At 73.2% G+C, this 21,888-nt stretch carries 2 protein-coding genes; both read left to right on the top strand.

The window, feature by feature from the left end; all coding sequences use genetic code 11:
* Window positions 1-235 precede the first annotated feature (235 nt).
* Entirely contained in the window at window positions 236-1,270 is a 1,035-nt protein-coding gene (locus tag AC07EG_RS23095) for a GDP-mannose 4,6-dehydratase (RefSeq protein ID WP_478255230.1), read from the top strand.
* 162 nt (window positions 1,271-1,432) lie between these two features.
* On the top strand, window positions 1,433-21,888 hold a 20,456-nt coding region (locus tag AC07EG_RS23090), incomplete at its 3' end, for a type I polyketide synthase (protein ID WP_478255229.1).

Genomic DNA, 21,888 nt, shown 5'->3' with positions numbered 1-21,888 from the left:
GAAAGCCACAAAACCCCTAGTTTTCCCGGCCGCCCGCCCGCGCTGGAAAATCACTAGTGTTCGCCGGTCGCCGGTCCCGGCCCGGCCGCGCGCGAGGCAGGGTAACGCCTGCTGGGGCGCCAAGACTCGAACATTCCCTAGTGCCCGCGCGCCTACCGTGCAACCCGCGGCCGGAGTCGAAGTGGCGGTGGGCGGAGTCGACCCGAAGTGCTGTGCAGTAGTGGAGAGGGAGACGATGTCCAGGCGAGCTTTGATCACCGGGATCACCGGGCAGGACGGGTCCTACCTGGCCGAGTACCTGCTGAGCCAGGGGTACCAGGTCTGGGGGCTGATCCGCGGCCAGGCCAACCCGCGCAAGTCGCGGGTGAGCAGGCTGGTCGCCGATCTGTCCTTTGTCGACGGAGACCTGATGGACCAGGGCAGCCTGGTTTCCGCGGTGGACCGGGTCCAGCCGGACGAGGTGTACAACCTCGGCGCGATCTCCTTCGTGCCGATGTCCTGGCAGCAGGCCGAACTGGTCACCGAGGTCAACGGCATGGGCGTGCTGCGGGTGCTGGAGGCCATCCGCATGGTCAGCGGGCTGAACAGCTCGCAGCGGGTGCAGGCCAGCCAGCAGATCCGCTTCTACCAGGCGTCCTCCTCGGAGATGTTCGGCAAGGCGGCCGAGACCCCGCAGAAGGAGACCACCAGCTTCCACCCGCGCAGCCCCTACGGCGTGGCGAAGGCGTACGGCCACTTCATCACCAAGAACTACCGCGAGTCCTTCGGCATGTACGCGGTGTCGGGCATGCTGTTCAACCACGAGTCCCCGCGCCGGGGTGCGGAGTTCGTCACCCGCAAGATCACCCTCGCCGTCGCCAAGATCAAGCTGGGCCTGCAGGACAAGCTCGAGCTGGGCAACCTCGACGCGGTGCGCGACTGGGGGTTCGCCGGTGACTACGTGCGGGCCATGCACCTGATGCTGCAGCAGGACGAGCCGGGTGACTACGTGGTCGGCACCGGGGAGATGCACTCGGTGCGCGACGCCGTGCGCATCGCCTTCGAGCACGTCGACCTGGACTGGCGCGACCACGTGGTGGTGAACCCGGCGCTGGTGCGCCCGGCCGAGGTGGAGATCCTCTGCGCCGACACCACCCGGGTCAAGGCCGCGCTCGGCTGGGAGCCCGAAGTGGACTTCGGCCAGCTGATGCGGATGATGGTCGATTCCGACCTGGAGCAGGCTTCGCGCGAGCACGAGTACGCCGACCTGCTGCACGCCGCCAACTGGTGAGCCCCGGTTTGTAGGGAATTCCCAGCCGCATCACGACGAGACTGCGTACATGGTGTCGCCTTCGCCCGGGGTCCGCGGACCGGGCCGGTCCTGCTGCCGGTGAACCCGCGCTGTCCCGCGTTCCTACCCGGCCGTCCGGTTGCCGAGATGGGTTGAGTTGAGATGGACAACGAACAGAAGCTCCGGGACTACCTCCGCCGCGCCAGCGCGGACCTCCGCCGGACGCGGCAGCGGCTGACCGAGCTGGAGGCCGCGTCGCAGGAGCCGATCGCCATCGTCGGCATCGGCTGCCGCTACCCGGGCGGGGTGCGCACCCCGGAGCAGCTGTGGGAGATGGTGATCGCCGGGGAGCACGGCATCACCGAGTTCCCGGCCGACCGCGGCTGGAACCCCGAGATGCTGGCGCTGTCGAACACCCGCTCCGGGGGCTTCCTGCACGACGCCCCCGAGTTCGACGCCGACTTCTTCCGGATCTCCCCGCGCGAGGCGTTGTCGATGGACCCGCAGCAGCGCGTGCTGCTGGAGGTCACCTGGGAAGCGCTCGAACGCGCCGGCATCGACCCGACCTCGATCAAGGGCACGCAGACCGCGGTTTTTGTCGGCGCCATGGCGCAGGACTACCAGGTCGGCCCGGGTGAGGGCGGCGAGGGCTTCCAGCTGCTCGGCAACTCCAACAGCGTGCTGTCCGGCCGGATCGCCTACACCTTCGGTTTTGTCGGCCCGGCGGTCACCGTGGACACCGCGTGCTCGTCCTCGCTGGTCGCCATGCACCTGGCCACGCAGTCGCTGCGCAACGGCGAGTGCGAGCTGGCGCTGGCCGGTGGCGCCACGATCATGTCCAGCCCCACCACCATCGTCGAGTTCAGCAGGCAGGGCGGGCTGTCGCCGGACGGGCTGTGCCGCTCGTTCGCCGAGTCGGCCGACGGCACCGGCTGGGCCGAGGGCGCCGGGGTGCTGGTGCTGGAGCGGCTGTCGGACGCGCAGCGCAACGGGCACGAGGTGCTCGCCGTGCTGCGGGGTTCCGCGGTCAACCAGGACGGTGCGTCGAACGGGCTGACCGCGCCGAACGGGCCGTCGCAGCAGCGGGTGATCCAGCAGGCGCTGATCAACGCGCGGCTGTCCGAGGACCAGATCGACGTGGTGGAGGCGCACGGCACGGCCACCACGCTCGGCGACCCGGTCGAAGCGCAGGCGCTGCTGGCCACCTATGGACAACGCAGCCGGAACCGCGAGCGGCCGCTGCTGCTCGGCTCGATCAAGTCGAACATCAGCCACACCCAGGCCGCCGCCGGGGTGGCGGGCGTGATCAAGATGATCATGTCGATGCGGCACGGGGTGCTGCCGAAGTCGCTCGGCATCGACCGGCCGACCTCCCACGTGGACTGGACGGCCGGTGCGGTGGAGCTGGTCACCGAGAACACCCCGTGGCCGGAGACCGGGGAGCCGAAGCGCGCGGCGGTGTCCTCGTTCGGCATCAGCGGGACCAACGCCCACACCATCATCGAGCAGGCCCCGGAACCGGTGGTCGACGGCGAGCCCGCCGAACTGGTCGAGGCCGGTGCGGTGCCGGTGCTCGTCTCCGGCCGCAGCCGGGAGGCGCTGCGGGCGCAGGCCGAGCGCATCCTGTCGGTGCTGGACGGCGAACCGCCGTTGCTCGACCTCGCCTTCTCGCTGGCGACCACCCGGGCGAGCTTCGAGCACCGGGCCGTGGTGCCCTCGGCGAACCTGCGTGCCGGGCTGACCGCGCTGGCCGCCGGCCAGGCCGCTCCGGGCACGCTGACCGGCACCACGCACCACCGGTCCAAGACGGCGTTCCTGTTCACCGGGCAGGGGGCGCAGCGCTTGGGCATGGGACGCGAGCTGTACCAGCGGTTCCCGGTGTTCGCCGCGGCGCTGGACGAGGTGCTCGGCCACCTCGACGTGCGCGAGGTGATGTGGGGCGACGACCCCGAGGCGCTGAACGAGACGGGCCACGCGCAGCCCGCGTTGTTCGCCGTCGAGGTGGCGTTGTTCCGCCTCGCCGAATCGTGGGGGCTCAAGCCGGACTTCCTCGCCGGGCATTCGATCGGCGAGCTCGCGGCGGCTCACGTCGCCGGGGTCATGTCCCTCGAGGACGCGGCGAAACTGGTCTCCGCCCGCGGTCGGCTGATGCAGGCGCTGCCGACCGGTGGCGCGATGGTGGCCCTCCAGGCGACCGAGGACGAGATCACCCTGACCGAGGGTGTGTCGATCGCGGCGATCAACAGTCCGGGTTCCGTGGTGCTCTCCGGTGACGAGGATGCCGTCGAGGCGATCGTCGCGCGGTTCGCGGGGCGCAAGACGAAGCGGCTGAGCGTGTCGCACGCGTTCCACTCGCCGCGCATGGACGCCATGCTCGACGACTTCCGCGCCGTGGTCGAGGAAATCGACCTGCAGGCACCGCTGATCCCGTTCGTCTCCAACCTGACCGGTGAACTGGCCCGCGTGGAACAGGTCACCTCGGCGGACTACTGGGTGGACCACGTCCGGCAGGCCGTGCGGTTCGCCGACGGGGTCGCGTGGCTGCGCGGGCACGGCGTCGGCACCTTCCTGGAGCTGGGGCCGGACGGCGTGTTGTCGGCGATGGTGCAGGAAACGGCCGAGGACGTGGTCGCGGTACCGGTGCTGCGTGCCGGTCGCGAAGAGGTCGAAACCGCCACCACCGCGTTGTCCACGCTGCACGTCAGCGGAATTCCGGTGCGCTGGAGCGAGTACTTCGCCCGCACCGGTGCCACCCGCATCGACCTGCCGACCTATGCCTTCCAGACCAGGCGGTACTGGCCGAAGGGCGGCGGGTTCGGCTTCGGCGGTGACCCGCGGTCCTCCGGGCTCGGTGCCGCCCGGCACCCGCTGCTGGCCGCCGCCACCTCGCTGGCCGACTCCGACGGCGCGCTGCTCACCGGCCGCCTTTCGCTGCACACGCACCCCTGGCTGGCCGACCACGCGGTGTCCGGCCGGGTGCTGCTGCCCGGCACGGCGTTCCTGGAACTGGCGATCCGCGCCGGGGACGAGGTCGGCTGCGACCGGGTGGAGGAGCTGACCCTGACCGGTCCGCTGGTGCTGCCCGAAACGGGCGGGGTGCAGGTGCAGCTCTGGGTCGGCCGCGCCGATCAGGCCGGTCGCCGGACCGTCGACGTCTACTCGCGCCCGGACACCGGCGACGAGCAGTCGTGGACCCCGAACGCCACCGGGGTGCTCACCACCGGAAGCAAGCGGGTTCCCTTCGACGCCACGGAGTTCCCGCCGAAGGACGCGCAGCCGATCGACCTGACCGGGCTGTACGACCGCCTGGCCGCCGACGGTTTCGCCTACGGCCCGTCGTTCCGGGGGTTGCGGGCCGCGTGGCAGCTCGGTGAGGACGTCTACGCCGAAGTCGCGCTGCCCGAGGACGTCGACAACGAGTCCTTCGAACTGCACCCCGCGCTGCTGGACGCGGTGCTGCACGCCTCCCGGTTCGTCGAGTTCGGGCCGGAGAGCCAGGGCGGCCTGCCGTTCTCCTGGGAAGGCGTGTCGCTGCACGCCACGGGTGCCTCCACGGTGCGGGTGAAGCTTTCGCCGATCGGTGACGACGCGATGTCGATCGCGGTGGCCGACGCGGCGGGTGAGCCGGTCGCCTCGGTCGAGACGCTGGTGCTGCGCGCGGTCGCCACCGAGCAGCTGAACGACGCCGCGCTGCTGGGCCGCGACTCGCTGTTCCGCCTGGACTGGGTGGCCGCGCAGCACGCCACCACCGAGCCGACCTGGGTGGAGACCACCGATCTGTCGTCCATTATGGACGTACCGGACCGGGTGCTGTACCCCGTCGAAACCAGTGGTGACCCGGTCGGAGCGGCGCACGCGGTGAGCGCGCACGTGCTCGGGGTGTTGCAGGAGTGGTTGTCCGAAGCACGCTTCGCCGATTCGCGGCTGGTCTTCGTCACCCGCGGCGCGGTGGCCGCGGTCGAGGGCGACCTGCCCGACGTGGCCGCGGCGACCGCCTGGGGTCTCGTGCGCTCGGCGCAGTCGGAGAACCCGGGCCGCTTCGGGCTGATCGACGTCGACGACACAGATGCACCGCTGACCAAGGCGATCGGGGTCGACGAGCCGCAGCTGGCCATCCGGCACAACAAGGTCTACGCCGCCCGGCTCGCGCGTTCGCTGCCGCAGCCGCGGGAGCTGAGCTGGAACGGGCTGGTGCTCGTCACCGGCGGCACCGGCGGGCTCGGCCAGGTCATCGCCAAGCACCTGGCCGGCGAGCACGGCGTGCGGGAACTGCTGCTGGTCAGCCGCCGCGGCCCGGCCGCCGAAGGCGTGGGCGAACTGGTCGCCGAACTCGCCGAGCTGGGTGCGCACGCCCAGGTCGCCGCCTGCGACGTGACCGACCGCGCCCAGGTCGCCGAACTGGTGGCGCGGCACGACATCGGGGCCGTGGTGCACACCGCCGGGGTGCTCGACGACGGCACGATCGGCTCGCTGACCCCGGACCGCCTGGACACCGTGCTGCGCCCCAAGGCCGACGCCACCTGGCACCTGCACGAACTGACCGGTGACCTGTCGGCCTTCGTGGTGTTCTCCTCGGCCGCCGGGGTCTTCGGCAACCCCGGGCAGGGCAACTACGCCGCCGCCAACGCCTTCCTGGACGCGCTCGCCGCCCGCCGCCGTGCCGAGGGCCTGCCCGCGGCCTCGCTGGGCTGGGGTGCGTGGGAGCGGACCGGCATGCTGTCGGGCGCCGACGCCGAGCGCATGGCCCGGTCCGGTATGCCCGCGCTGACCACCGAACAGGGCGTCGCGTTGTTCGACGCCGCGCTGACCACCGAGGACGCCGCCGTGCTGGCGCTGCGCCTCGACCTGTCCGTGCTGCGGGCGCAGCCGGAGCTCCCGCCGCTGTTCCGCGGCCTGGTCCGCACCCGGTCGCGCCGGTCCGCGGTGGCCGGTCCCGACCACACGGCCGTCGCCGACACGCTGGTGCGGCGGCTGTCCGGGCTGGACGGGGACGAGCGCCGCGACGTGCTGCTGGAGCTCATCCGCGACCAGGTGGCCGCCGTGCTGGGCCACGCCGACGGCGGCCAGGTCGAGCCCGACCGCCAGTTCAAGGACCTCGGCTTCGACTCGCTCACCTCGGTGGAACTGCGCAACCGGCTGACCGCGGTCACCGGCCTGCGCCTGCCCGCCACCATGGTCTTCGACCACCCGACGCCGAACGTGCTGGCCGGCTACCTGGCCGGGGAGCTGTTCGAAGCCGATGCGGTGCTCCCGGCGCAGGCCCGCCCGGTGACCAGGACCGGCGACGACCCGATCGTCATCGTCGGCATGGGCTGCCGCTACCCCGGCGGGGTCGGCAGCCCGGAGCAGCTGTGGCAGCTGGTGCTCGACGGGCAGGACGCCGTCTCCGGCTTCCCCGCCGACCGCGGCTGGGACCTGGAGAAGCTGTACCACCCGGACCCCGACCACCCGGGCACCTCCTACACCCGGTCCGGCGGCTTCCTGCACGACGCGGGCGAGTTCGACGCCGGGTTCTTCGGCATGAGCCCGCGTGAGGCCGTCGCCACCGACTCGCAGCAGCGGCTGCTGCTGGAGGTGTCGTGGGAGGCCGTCGAGCGGGCCGGGATCGACCCGGTGTCCCTGCGTGGCAGCCAGACCGGTGTGTTCGCCGGGGTGATGTACAACGACTACGGCGGCGCCATGGGCGGGGGCGCGTCCGAGGGCTACCAGGGCAGCGGCACCTCACCGAGCATCGTCTCCGGCCGGGTCGCCTACACCCTGGGCCTGGAGGGCCCGGCGGTCACCGTCGACACGGCGTGCTCGTCCTCGCTGGTCACCCTGCACCTGGCCGCGCAGGCGCTGCGCAACGGCGAGTGCTCGCTCGCCCTGGCCGGCGGGGTCACGGTGATGTCCACCCCGATCGCGCTGATCGAGTTCTCCCGGCAGCGCGGGCTGTCCCCCGACGGCCGGTGCAAGGCGTTCGCCGATTCCGCCGACGGGGTCGGCTGGGCCGAAGGCGTCGGGGTGCTGGTGCTGGAGCGGCTGTCCGACGCCCGGCGCCACGGGCACGAGGTGCTCGCCGTGGTCAAGGGCTCGGCGATCAACTCCGACGGCGCGTCCAACGGCCTGATGGCGCCGAACGGGCCGTCGCAGCAGCGGGTGATCCAGCAGGCGCTGGCCTCGGCCGGGCTGACCACCGCCGACGTGGACGCGGTGGAGGCGCACGGCACCGGGACCTCGCTGGGTGACCCGATCGAGGCGCAGGCGCTGCTGGCCACCTATGGGCAACACCGCGAGCGGCCGCTGCTGCTCGGCTCGATCAAGTCGAACCTGGGCCACACGCAGGCCGCGGCCGGGGTGGCCGGGGTGATCAAGATGGTGCTGGCGCTGCGCGCGGGCGTGGTGCCGAAGACCCTGCACATCGACCAGCCGTCGTCCCACGTGGACTGGGCGGCCGGGGACATCGAACTGCTCACCGAGCCGAAGGAACTGGCCGAGGTGGGCCGTCCGTGGCGTGCGGGCATCTCGTCGTTCGGCATCAGCGGCACCAACGCGCACGTGATCATCGAGCAGCCGGCCCCGGTGGTGGTCGAGCAGCGGCCGTCGCCGGACGGCGTGGTGCCGTGGGTGCTCTCGGGCAAGACCCGCGACGCCGTCCGCGCGCAGGCCGCCCGGTTGCTGTCCTTTGCGGACGCCAAGCCGGAACTGGAACCGGCTGACGTGGCGTATTCGCTGGCGACCACGCGGTCGGCCTTCGAGTACCGCGCCGCCGTGGTCGGTGAGGACCGCGACGCGCTGCTGCGTTCGCTCGCCGCGCTGGCCGCCGACACCCCGGACGCCGGGGTGCTCACCGGTGAGGCCGGTCCGGGCAAGATCGCCATGCTGTTCACCGGGCAGGGCAGTCAGCGCGCCGGAATGGGCCGTGAGCTGTACCAGCGGTTCCCGGTGTTCGCCGAAGCCTTCGACGAGGTGGCCGACGCGCTCGACGCGCACCTGGACCTTCCGCTGCGCGAGGTCATGTGGGATGACGAGACCGGCCTGCTGGACCAGACCGGCTGGGCGCAGCCCGCGATCTTCGCCGTCGAAGTGGCGTTGTTCCGGCTCATCCGCTCGTGGGGCGTGAAGGTCCACTTCCTGGGTGGGCATTCGATCGGGGAGATCACCGCCGCCCACGTAGCCGAGGTGCTCACCCTGGACGACGCGGCCAAGCTGGTCGCCGCGCGCGGCCGGTTGATGCAGGCGCTGCCCACGGGTGGGGCGATGGTGGCCGTCCAGGCGACCGAGGACGAGATCACCCTGACCGAGGGTGTGTCGATCGCGGCGATCAACAGTCCGGGTTCCGTGGTGCTCTCCGGTGACGAGGATGCCGTCGAGGCGATCGTCGCGCGGTTCGCGGGGCGCAAGACGAAGCGGCTGAGCGTGTCGCACGCGTTCCACTCGCCGCACATGGACGCCATGCTGGCCGAGTTCGGGCAGGTCGTGGCCGGGCTGGCGTTCGCCGCGCCCAAGATCCCCGTGGTGGCCAACCTGACCGGGCACTTCGACACCGACGCGCTGTCGTCCCCCGACTACTGGGTGCGGCACGTCCGCGAGGCCGTCCGGTTCGCCGACGGCGTGCGCACGCTGCACGACTCCGGCGTGCGGACGTTCGTCGAGCTGGGCCCGGACGCCGCGCTTTCGCCGATGGTGCAGGAGGTGCTCGGCGAGGACGACGGCACCGTGGTCGCCGTCCAGCGCGCCGGTCGTGGTGAGGAAGCCACGTGCGTGACCGCGCTGACCCGGCTGCACCTGCACGGTGTGCCGGTCGGCTGGCCGAGCTTCTTCGAGGGCCGCGGGGTGCGGCGGGTGGACCTGCCGACCTACGCCTTCCAGCACTCGTACTACTGGCCGCAGGCGCCCGAACCACCCGCCGGTTTCGGCGGTGGCCCCGGTGACCCCGGCGACGAGCGGCTGTGGGCGGCGATCGAACGCGGCGACGCGAACGAGCTGGCCGCCCTGCTGCACCTGGGTGAGCAGCAGCAGTCCTCGCTCGACGCGCTGCTTCCCGCGTTGTCCTCGTGGCGGCAGAGCAACCAGCAGAAGTCGCTGCTGGACTCGTGGCGCTACCAGATCAAGTGGACCCCGCTGCGGACCGGGGCCACCCCGGTGCTCAGCGGCCAGTGGCTGGTGCTGACCGGCGAAGCGGACACCGAACTGGCCGGGCAGGTCCGCGAACTGCTGGCCGCGCACGGCGCCGAGGCCAGGCAGCTCGAGCTGGACGCCGCGTGCGCCGAGCAGGGCCCGATCACCGAACGGCTGACCGGCCTCGGTGCGGTCGCGGGCGTGGTTTCGCTGCTGGCGCTGGACGACCGGCCCTACGAACCGCACCCGGTGCTGTCCACCGGGCTCGCGCTGACCATCTCGGTGCTGCGCACCCTCGACGCTCCACTGTGGACGCTGACCCGCGGGGCGGTGAGCACCGGCCAAGGCGACGAGGTGGCTTCACCGCCGCAGGCCGCCGTCTGGGGCTTCGGCCGGGTGGCCGCGCTGGAGTACGCCCAGCGCTGGGGTGGCCTGGTCGACCTGCCCGAGGAGGTCGACGCCGGCGTGTTGCGGCGGCTGCTCGGGGTGCTCACCGGCGACGAGGACCAGACCGCGATCCGGGCCACCGGGGTGCTGGGCCGCCGCCTGGCGCACCGGCCGGTGGACGTGCTGCCCGCCGCGGCGGAGTTCACCGCGGGTGGCACCGTGCTGGTCACCGGCGGAACCGGTGGCCTCGGTGCCGCCGTGGCGCGCTGGCTGGCCGGCCGGGGCGCGGAGCACCTGGTGCTCACCAACCGCCGCGGCGCGGACGCCCCCGGCGCGGCCGAACTGCGTGCCGAGCTGACCGCGCTGGGTGCCGGGGTGGAGATCGTCGCCTGCGACGTCGCCGACCGCGACGCGCTGGCCGCCGTGCTCGACGCCATCCCGCCCGCGTTGCCGCTGACCGGGGTGGTGCACACCGCGGGCGTCGGGCAGTCCGCACCGCTGGAGCTGACCGGGCTGCCGGAGTTCGCCGACGTCATGTCCGCGAAGGTGCTCGGCGCGCGGAACCTCGACGACCTGCTCGGTGACCGCGAACTGGACCTCTTCGTGTTGTTCGGCTCCATCGCCGGGGTGTGGGGCAGCGGCGGCCAGAGCGCCTACGCCGCCGCGAACGCCTACCTCGACGCGCTGGCCGAGCGCCGCCGGGCCCGCGGCCGGACCGCGACCTCGATCGCCTGGGGGCCGTGGGCCGAGGTCGGCATGGCCACCCACGAGGAGATGTCGGGCAGCCTGCTGCGCCAGGGCCTGGCGTTCCTCGACGCCGCCCCGGCGATCACCGAACTGCACCGCGCGGTGGTGCAGGGCGACGTGACGGTGACCGTGGCCGACGTCAGCTGGGACCGCTACCACCCGCTGTTCACCTCGCGCCGCCCGAGCGCCCTGCTCAGCGAGCTGCCCGAGGTCAAGGCGCTGGCCGAAGCCGAGCAGCAGCAGGCGGGCGCGTCGTCCGGCTTCGCCGCGGAACTGCGTGAGCTGACCGAAGCCGAGCAGCGCCGCCGCCTGGTCGCGCTGGTGCGGGCCGAGGCCGCCGCGGTGCTCGGGCACAGCTCCGCCGAGGAGGTCGGCGAGCAGCGGGCGTTCCAGGAGATCGGTTTCGACTCGCTGACCGCGGTCGAACTGCGCCAGCGGCTCGGCGGCGCGACCGGCCTGACGCTGCCCGCGACGCTGATCTTCGACTACCCGACGCCGAAGGTGCTGGCCGACCACCTGCACGACGAACTGCTCGGCTCGACCGCGGACGCCGTGGTGTGGCAGGCGAACAACGGCGGGGCCACCGACGAGCCGATCGCCATCATCGGCATGGCCTGCCGCTTCCCCGGCGGGGCGAACACGCCGGAGGAGTTCTGGCAGCTGATCGCCGAGGGCACCGACGCGATCACCGAGTTCCCCGGCGACCGCGGCTTCGACATGGCCGTGCTCTACGACCCGGACCCCGACCACCCGGGCACCACCTACTCGACCGCGGGCGGTTACCTGCACACCGCGGGTGACTTCGACCCGGCCTTCTTCGGCATCTCACCGCGTGAAGCCGTCGGCATGGACCCGCAGCAGCGGCTGCTGCTGGAAACCACCTGGGAGGCCATCGAACGCGCGGGCATCGACCCGGCTTCGCTGCGCGGCACCCGGACCGGGGCGTTCATCGGGTCCAGCTACTCCGAGTACGGCGCCATGGGGGAAGGCGCTGCTGGTGGTTCCGAGGGGTACGCGGTGACCGGCAGCAGCCCGAGCGTGCTCTCCGGCCGCGTTTCCTACGTCTTCGGCCTCGAAGGCCCGGCGGTCACCGTGGACACCGCGTGCTCCTCGTCGCTGGTCGCACTGCACCTGGCCTGCCAGTCGCTGCGCAGTGGCGAAAGCACGCTGGCGCTGGCCGCCGGTGCCACGGTGATGCCCAACCCCAAGCCGCTGATCGCGTTCAGCCGCCAGCGCGCGCTCGCGCAGGACGGCCGCTGCAAGGCGTTCTCCGACTCCGCCGACGGCATGACCCTGTCCGAGGGCATCGGCGTGCTGCTGGTGGAGAAGCTGTCCGACGCCGAGCGCAACGGCCACCCGGTCCTCGCCGTGGTGCGCGGCAGCGCGGTCAACCAGGACGGGGCGTCGAACGGCCTTTCCGCGCCCAACGGTCCCTCGCAGCAGCGCGTGATCATGCAGGCGCTGGCGAACGCCGGGGTGCGGCCGTCCGATGTGGACGCCATCGACGCGCACGGCACCGGCACCGCGCTGGGTGACCCGATCGAGGCGCAGGCGCTGCTGGCCACCTACGGCCGCGACCGCGACCCCGGGCGGCCGCTGCGGCTCGGCTCGGTCAAGTCGAACATCGGGCACGCGCAGTCCGCGGCCGGTGTGGCCAGCGTGATCAAGATGGTGATGGCGCTGCGCAACGGCGTGCTGCCGCGGACCCTGCACGCCGGTACGCCTTCGTCCCACGTGGACTGGAGCTCCGGCGCGCTGTCGCTGCTGCACGAGCGCACCGAATGGGCGGCCGGCGGGCGCCCGCGCCGCTGCGCGATCTCCTCGTTCGGCATCAGCGGCACCAACGCGCACACCATTCTCGAAGAGGCACCGCCGGTCTCGGTGACGCCCGCGCCGGTGGTCATCGAGCAGCCGGGCGAGGTGGTGCCGTGGGTGCTCTCGGCCCGCAGCGAGGCCGCGCTGGAGGCGCAGCTCGCCAACCTGCTGCCCGCGGTCGAGGGCCTGCGGCCGGTCGACGTCGGGTTCTCGCTGGCCACCACGCGGTCGAAGTTCGAACACCGCCTGGTGCGGATCGGCGCGGCCGAGGTGCGGGGGGTGGCCGACCTCGACGGCGGGCTCACCTTCGTGTTCCCCGGGCAGGGGGCCCAGTGGGCGGGCATGGGCGCGCAGCTGATCGACGAGTCGCCGGTGTTCGCCGCGCGGATCGCCGAATGCGCCGCCGCGCTCGCCCCCTACCTGGACTGGTCGCTGCTCGACGTGCTGCGTGGGGCCGAGGGCGCACCTCCGCTGGACCGCGTCGACGTGGTCCAGCCGGCGTCGTTCGCGGTGATGGTTTCGCTGGCCGAGGTGTGGCGTTCCCACGGCGTGGTCCCGGACGCCGTCGTCGGGCACTCGCAGGGTGAGATCGCCGCCGCCTGCGTTTCCGGGGCGCTGTCGCTGGAGGACGCCGCGAAGGTGGTCGCCCTGCGCAGCCAGGCGATCGCCCGTGAACTGGCCGGACGCGGGGGCATCGCGTCGGTCGCGCTGCCCGCCGCCGAGGTCGAAGCGCGGCTGACCGCCTGGAACGGGCGGTTGTCGCTGGCCGCCGAGAACGGCCCGCGCACGGTCGCCGTCTCCGGTGACCCCGAGGCGCTGGACGAACTGCTGGAAACCCTGGCCGCGGAAGGCGTGCGCGTGCGCCGGATCGCGGTGGACTACGCCTCGCACTCCGCGCACGTCGAAGACCTCCACGACGAGATCCGGCGCGACCTGCACGGGCTGGACCCGCGGCGCCCGCGGATCCCGTTCCTGTCCACGGTCACCGGCGAATGGGTCGACGGTCCGGAGCTGACCGCCGACTACTGGTACCGGAACCTGCGTCAGCCGGTGCGGCTGGCCGGTGCCCTCCGCGACCTGGTGATCGCCGGGCACCAGGCGTTCATCGAGGTCAGCTCGCACCCGGTGCTCACCGTCGGCGTGGAGGACACGCTCGCCGACGCCGGGGCACGGGGCGTGGTGGCCGGTACGCTGCGGCGCGACCTCGGTGGCCTGGAGCGGCTGCTGACCTCGGCCGCCGAGGTGTTCGTGCGCGGGGTGGCCGTCGACTGGGCGGCTGCCTTCGAGGGCACCGGTGCGCGCCGGGTGGACCTGCCCACCTACGCCTTCCAGCACGAGCGGTACTGGGTCGGCGGCCCCGGTGGGGCACAGCTGCCCGAGCAGCCCGCCGGGGCCGACCCGGTGGACACCGCGTTCTGGGCCGCCGTCGAGCGCGCCGACCTGGCGACGCTCACCTCCAGCCTGCACGTGGACGAGGAGTCGCTGGCGGCGGTGCTGCCCGCGTTGAACTCGTGGCGCCAGCAGCAGCGCGAGCAGTCCACCGCGGATTCGTGGCGGTACCGGGTCAGCTGGAAGCCGTTGAGCGGTGGTCAGGGCACCTTGTCCGGCACCTGGCTGCTGGTCACCGCCGACGGCGTCGACGACGAGGACGTTTTCACGGCGTTGACCGAGCACGGCGCCGACGTGCGGCGGGTCGTCTACGACGGCTCCACTTTGGACACCGACGGGGTAACCGGTGTGGTGTCCGTGCTGGCCATGGCCGAGGAGCCGAGCGAGACCGAACCCGCGCTGGCCCGGGGGCTCGAGCTCAGCGTGAAGCTGGTGCAGAACTGTGAAGCTCCATTGTGGTTCCTGACCCGGGGCGCGGTGTCCACCGGCCGGTCGGACAAGCTGGCCAATCCGGTGCAGGCGCAGGTGATGGGCGTCGGCTGGACCGTCGCACTGGAGCACCCGCAGCGCTGGGGCGGTGTGGTCGACCTGCCGGAGAAGCTGGACCCGCGGGCCGGGCAGCGCCTGGCCGCGGTGCTGGCCGACCCGGACGGCGAGGACCAGTTCGCCGTCCGCGCCTCCGGCACGCTGGCCCGCCGGATCGTCCGGGCGCCGGCCCGGCCGGACCGCGCCCGCGGGTGGCAGCCGCGGGGCACCACGCTGATCACCGGCGGCACCGGCACGCTCGGCCCGCACGTCGCGCACTGGCTGGCCCACCAGGGCGCCGAGCGGATCGTGCTGATCAGCCGCCGCGGCATCGGCGCACCCGGGGCACCCGAACTGGTGGAAGCCCTGCGGGAACTGGGCTCCGACGCGTCGGCGGTGTCCTGCGACATCTCCGACCGCGACGCCGTGGCGGCCATGCTCGACGGCCTGCGGGCCGGCGGCCACCGGATCCGCAACGTCATCCACACCGCCGCGGTGATCGGCCTGCACACCCTCGCCGAGTCCACCCCGGACGCCTTCGGCCAGGTGGTCGGCGCCAAGGTCCGCGGGGCCGAGCACCTGGACGCGCTGATCGACGAGGAACTCGACTCGTTCGTGATGTTCTCGTCGATCTCCGGCATGTGGGGCAGCGGCAGGCACGGCGCGTACGTCGCCGCCAACGCCTACCTCAACGCGCTCGCGGAGAACCGGCGTGGCCGCGGCCTGCCCGCGACCGCGGTGTCCTGGGGCATCTGGGCCGACGACCTCGGCCTCGGCCGCGTCGACCCGGAGCAGATCCGCCGCAGCGGCCTGGTGTTCATGAAGGCCAGGCCGGCGCTGTCCGCGCTGGGCCGCGCGCTCGACGGGAACGACACCGACGTGGCGATCGCCGACGTCGACTGGACCCGCTACCACCCGGTGTTCACCGCCACCCGCCCGACCACGCTGTTCGATGAAATCCCCGAGGTCCGGCAGCTGGCCGAGGAAGCCGCGAGCACCACCCCGAAGGACGACGGCGGCTTCGCCAGCCGGTTGCGCTCGCTGCCCGCCGCCGAGCAGGAGCGGGTGCTGCTCGACCTGGTGCGCACGCAGGTGGCCACCGTGCTCGGGCACTCCTCACCGGCCGAACTGTCCGAGCACCGGGCGTTCCGCGAGCTCGGCTTCGACTCGATCACCGCGGTCGACCTGCGCAACCGGCTCGCCGCGGCGACCGGGCTCACCCTGCCCACCACGATGGTCTTCGACCACCCGAACCCGCTCGCGCTGGTGGAGTTCCTGCTCGGCCAGATCGAGGGCGGGCCGGGCCGCGCCGACACCCCGGTGGTGGCCTCCGCCGCCGACGGCGAGCCGATCGCCATCGTCGGCATGGCCTGCCGCTACCCCGGCGGGGTCAGCTCGCCGGAGGACCTCTGGGAGCTGGTGCTCGGCGGGGTCGACGCCATCTCCGGGTTCCCGGCCGACCGCGGCTGGGACGCCGGCGCCCTGTTCGACCCGGATCCGGACCGCCCAGGCGGCACCTACTCGGTGCAGGGCGGCTTCCTGCACGACGTGGCGGACTTCGACCCCGGTTTCTTCGGCATCAGCCCGCGTGAGGCGCTGGCGATGGATCCGCAGCAGCGGCTGCTGCTGGAAACCGCCTGGGAGGCGATCGAGCGGGCCGGGATCGACCCGGTGTCCCTGCGCGGCAGCCTGACCGGTGCCTTCATCGGCGCCAGCTACCAGGACTACTCGACCGGCGGCACGGACGCGGCGGGCGCGTCCGAGGGGCACATGATCACCGGCACGCTGTCCAGCGTGCTCTCCGGCCGGGTGTCCTACCTGTTCGGGCTGGAGGGTCCCGCGGTCACCATCGACACCGCCTGCTCCTCCTCGCTGGTCGCGATGCACCTGGCCTGCCAGTCGCTGCGGGGCGGGGAAAGCTCGCTCGCGCTGGCCGGTGGGGTCAGCGTGATGGCCACGCCGGGCGCGTTCGTCGGCTTCAGCCGCCAGCGGGCGCTCGCGCGGGACGGCCGGTGCAAGGCCTACTCCGACGCCGCCGACGGCATGACGCTGGCCGAAGGCGTCGGCCTGGTGCTGCTGGAGCGGCTGTCCGACGCCCGGCGCAACGGGCACGAAGTGCTCGCCGTGGTGCGCGGGTCCGCGATGAACCAGGACGGCGCGTCGAACGGGCTCACCGCACCCAACGGCCCCGCGCAGCAGCGGGTGATCCGGCAGGCGCTGGCCAACGCCGAACTCGACCCGGCCGAGGTGGACGCGGTCGACGGGCACGGCACCGGCACCGCGCTGGGTGACCCGATCGAGGCGCAGGCGCTGCTGGCCACCTACGGGCAGGCCACCGGCAGGCGGCTGCTGCTCGGTTCGGTCAAGTCGAACATCGGCCACACGCAGATGGCCTCGGGCGTGGCCAGCGTGATCAAGATGGTGCTGGCGCTGCGGCACGGGGTGCTGCCCAAGACCCTGCACGTGGACCGGCCCTCGTCGCACGTGGACTGGGAGTCCGGCGCGATCGAGCTGCTCACCGACACGACGCCGTGGCCGGAGACCGGCCGCCCGCGCCGGGCCGGGGTGTCCTCGTTCGGGCTCAGCGGCACGAACGTGCACGCCATCCTGGAGCAGGCCGAGCAGGCCGAACCGGTCGAGAGCCCGGCCGTGGTCACCGAGTCCGGGCCGATGCCGGTGCTGGTCTCGGCCCGCACCGAGGACGCGCTGCGGGCGGTGGCCGGGCGGCTGCTGTCCACCTTGTCCGCCTCGCCGGAGAAGCACCTGACCGACGTGGCGGCCGCGCTGGCGACCACGCGGTCCACCTTCGAGCACCGCGCGGCCGTGGTGGCCGCCGACACCGGGGAGCTGGTGCGCGGGCTGACCGCCCTGCGTGACGGGCAGCCGGGTGCCGGGCTGGTGCGCGGCACCGCCGTCCGCGGCAGGCTCGCCTTCCTGTTCACCGGTCAGGGCTCGCAGCGCCTCGGCATGGGCCGCGAGCTGTACGACCGGTTCGAGGTCTTCGCCGACGCGCTCGACGCCGTGTGCGCGCACTTCGACGCCGAACTGGACCGGCCGCTGCGCGAGGTGATGTGGGAAGACGCCGCGGCGCTCGACGAGACCGGTTACACCCAGCCCGCGTTGTTCGCGCTCGAAGTGGCGTTGTTCCGGCTGGCCGAGTCGTGGGGCCTGAAGCCGGACTACCTGGCCGGGCATTCGATCGGTGAAATCGCCGCGGCCCACGTCGCGGGGGTGTTCTCCCTGGAGGACGCCGCGAAGCTGGTCGCCGCGCGTGGCCGGTTGATGCAGGCGCTGCCGGCCGGTGGGGCCATGGTGGCGATCGAGGCCGCCGAGGACGAGGTCCAGCTGACCGAGGGCGTGTCGATCGCGGCCGTCAACGGCCCGGACTCCCTCGTGCTCTCGGGTGCCGAGGACGCCGTCGAAGCGGTCGTGGCCCAGTTCCCGGGGCGCAAGACCAAGCGGCTCACCGTGTCCCACGCGTTCCACTCGCCGCTGATGGACCCGATGCTGGACGACTTCCGCACCGCCATCGAGGGCCTGACCTTCCACGAAGCCCGCATCCCCGTGCGGGGGGACGTGACCTCGGTGGACCACTGGGTCGGCCACGTGCGTGACACCGTCCGGTTCGCCGACAGCATCGCGTGGCTGGCGGGCGAGGGCGTGCGGAACTTCCTCGAACTCGGCCCCGACGGTGTGCTTTCCGGCATGGCCCGCGAGAGCCTGGACGAGGACGCGTTGCTGCTGCCCGCCCTGCGCCGCGACCGGTCCGAGGTCACCGCGCTGCTCGGGGCGCTGACCGGCCTGCACGTCCACGGCGTGCGGGTCGACTGGGCGGCGTTCTTCGCCAGGACCGGCGGGCGGCCGATCGAGCTGCCGACGTACCCGTTCCAGCACCAGCGGTTCTGGCCGGAGACCAGCGCTCCCGCCGCGGTGGACGCCGCCGGTCCGGTGGACGCCGAGTTCTGGTCCGCCGTCGAACGCGCCGACGTGGCTTCGCTCGCCGAAACCCTGGACCTCGACGGCGAGACGGTCACCGCGATGGTGCCCGCGCTGTCCACCTGGCGGCGCCGACGGCAGCAGTTGTCCACTGTGGACGGCTGGTGCTACGCGGTGACCTGGAAGCCGGTGGAGGCCGGGGCCAAGCCGCTGACCGGGCCGTGGCTGGTGCTCGCGCCGGTGGCCGACGAACGGGTCACCGCGCTCGCCGACGCGCTCGGCGTGGAAACCACGCTGGTCGAGGTACCCGGGCACGACCGCGCCGAACTGGCCGGGCGCCTGCGTGGCCTCGGCCTGCCCGGCACCCGCCTCGGCGGGGTGCTGGCCCTGCTCGACCTGCGCACCACCACGGCCGCGGTCCAGGCGCTGGGGGACACCGGCATCGACGCGCCGCTGTGGTGCGCCACCACCGGCGCGGTGTCGGTGGGCCGGTCCGAACCGCTGACCGAGCCCGAGCAGGCCGCGGTCTGGGGCTTCGGCCGGGTGGTCGCGCTGGAGCACCCGGACCGCTGGGGCGGGCTGCTCGACCTGCCCGCCGAACTGGACCGCGCCACGCTGCGGCGGCTGCCGGGGGTGCTGGCCGGCGACGAGGACCAGGTGGCCGTGCGGCCGTCCGGGGTCTACGCCCGCCGCCTGGTCCACCGGCCGGCCGGACCCGAGCCCCGCCGCGTGTTCGAGCCGTCCGGCACGGTGCTGGTCACCGGCGGCACCGGTGGCCTCGGCAGGCACCTCACCCGCTGGCTGCTGGACAACGGCGCCGAGCACGTGCTCGTGCTCAGCCGCCGCGGCCCGGACGCACCCGGTGCGGCCGATCTCGCGGACGAGCGCATCACCATCAGGGCCTGCGATGTGGCGGACCGCGACGCGCTGGCCGCCGTGCTCGCCGAGCACCCGGTCACCGCGGTGGTCCACACCGCCGGGGTGGTCGAAGACGGGCTCGTCGACGCGCTGACCCCGGAGTCGTTCGAAGCCGTCATGCGGTCCAAGGCGATCGCCGCGAAGAACCTGCACGAGCTGACCGGGAACCTGTCGGCGTTCGTGCTGTACTCCTCGACCGCGGGCGTGATCGGCGCGGCCGGGCAGGGCAACTACGCCGCCGCGAACGCCTACCTCGACGCGCTCGCCGAGCACCGCCGGGCCCACGGCCTGGTGGCGACCTCGATCGCCTGGGGCCCGTGGGCCGAAGGCGGCATGGTCGCCGATTCGGCCGACGCGGTGGCGAACCGGCTCAAGCGCGGCGGCCTCAGCCCGATGGCACCCGAGCTGGCGATCTCCGCGTTGAAGCAGGCGATCGAGCACGACCGGACCACGCTGGTGGTCGCCGACATCGACTGGACCCGCTACTACCCGGCGCTGACCGCGCTGCGCCCGGCGCCGTTCGCCGCGGACCTGCCCGAGGTGCGGCGGCTGCGTGAGGTCGGCGGCGCGGACACCGAGCAGCCGCCTGCCGGGCACGAACTGGCCGCGCTGGGCGAGGCCGAGCGGTCCCGCCGGGTGCTGGAAATGCTGCGCACCCAGGTCGCCGCGGTGCTCGGGCACGCCGACGCGAGCGAGGTCGAGCCGGACCGGGCGTTCAGCGATCTCGGTTTCGACTCGCTGACCACGCTGGAACTGCGCAACGGGCTGGCCGCCGCGACCGGGCTCACCCTGCCCGCGTCGCTGATCTACGACTACCCGACCCCGCGGGCGCTGGCCGAGTTCCTGCTGGGTGAACTGCTCGGCACCGCCACCGTCCCGGCACCCGCCGCGGTGGTGACCACCCCGGTCGCCGACGACCCGATCGCGATCGTCGGCATCGGCTGCCGCTTCCCCGGCGGGGTCACCTCGCCGGAGGAGCTGTGGGAGCTGCTGGCCGAGGGCCGCGACGGGGTCAGCGCGTTCCCCGACGACCGCGGCTGGGACCTCGGCATGCTCGCCAAGGGGGCTTCGGCCACCCGCGAGGCCGGTTTCCTCAGCGGGGTCGCCGACTTCGACGCCGCCTTCTTCGGCATCAGCCCGCGTGAGGCGCTGGCGATGGACCCGCAGCAGCGGCTGGTGCTGGAAACCGCGTGGGAGGCGCTGGAGCGCGCCGGGATCGACCCGGCGAAGCTGCGGGGCAGCCAGACCGGCGTTTTTGTCGGCACCAACGGCCAGGACTACCCGAGCGTGCTGCGCCGGGCCTCGGCCGACGTGCAGGGTTACGTGGCGACCGGCAACACCGCCAGCGTGATGTCCGGGCGGCTGGCCTACAACCTCGGGCTGGAGGGCCCGGCGGTCACCGTCGACACGGCGTGCTCCTCCTCGCTGGTGGCCATGCACTGGGCCACCCGGGCGCTGCGGGCCGGGGAGTGCGGGCTGGCGCTGGCCGGTGGGGTTTCGGTGATGGCCAGCCCCGATTCGTTCATCGAGTTCACCACGCAGGGCGGGCTGGCCGCCGACGGCCGCTGCAAGGCCTTCGCCGAGGCGGCCGACGGCACGGCCTGGGCCGAGGGCGCCGGGATGCTGGTGCTGGAACGGCTGTCCGACGCCATCGCCAACGGCCACCGGGTCTGGGGGGTGCTCAAGGGCTCGGCGGTCAACTCCGACGGTGCCTCCAACGGCCTCACCGCACCCAACGGCCCGTCGCAGCAGCGGGTGATCCGGCAGGCGCTGGCCGACGCCGGGGTGACCACGGCCGAGATCGACGCGGTCGAGGCCCACGGCACCGGCACCACGCTGGGTGACCCGATCGAGGCGCAGGCGCTGCTCGGCACCTTCGGGTCCGACCGCGCCGAGCCGCTGTGGCTGGGGTCGATCAAGTCGAACATCGGGCACGCGCAGGCCGCCGCCGGGGTGGCCGGCGTGATCAAGATGGTCATGGCGATGCGGCACGGGGTGCTGCCGAAGACGCTGCACGTGGACGCGCCTTCGTCCCATGTGGACTGGACCGCGGGCGCGGTGTCGCTGCTCGACGAGGCGCGGCCGTGGCCGGAGGTGCGGCGCCCGCGCCGGGCCGGGGTTTCGGCCTTCGGCGTCAGCGGGACCAACGCGCACGTGGTGCTGGAGCAGGCCCCGGCGGCCGATCCCGCCGTGACCCCGGCCGCGATCACACCGACCGTGGTGCCGTGGCTGGTTTCCGGGCGCACCAAGGACGCGCTGGCGGCGCAGGCCGAGCGCGTGCGCGCCTTCGCCGCCGAGCACCCCGAACTGGGCACCGTGGACATCGCGTACTCGCTGGCCACCACCCGTTCGGCCTTCGCGCACCGCTCGGTGCTGCTGGTCGGCGGCGGGGACGTGACCGAGGGCGCCCGTGGTTCGGTGCGCCGGGGCGAGGGGCGGACCGCGTTCCTGTTCGCCGGGCAGGGTTCGCAGCGGCTCGGCATGGGCCGGGAGCTGTACGACCGGTTCGAGGTGTTCGCCGACGCCTTCGACGCGGTGGCCGCCCACCTCGACGTGGAACTGGACCGCCCGCTGCGTGAGGTGATCTGGGGGTCCGACACCGAGTTGCTGCAGCAGACCGGCTGGGCGCAGCCCGCGTTGTTCGCCATCGAGGTGGCGTTGTACCGGCTGGCTACGCACCTGGGACTGCGGGCCGACCGGCTCGCCGGGCATTCGATCGGGGAGATCGCCGCGGCGCACGTGGCCGGGGTGCTGTCGCTGGAGGACGCGTGCACGCTGGTCGCGGCCCGTGCTCGCCTGAT

This window comes from Amycolatopsis sp. NPDC045836, from assembly GCF_056431745.1.
The sequence above is the reverse complement of the archived record's forward strand: the minus strand, read 5'-3'. Positions and strand labels throughout refer to the sequence as shown.

Coding starts and splice junctions, on each gene's coding strand:
- AC07EG_RS23095 (WP_478255230.1), top strand. CDS start 236: ATGTCCAGGCGAGCTTTGATCACCGGGATCACCGGGCAGGACGGGTCC.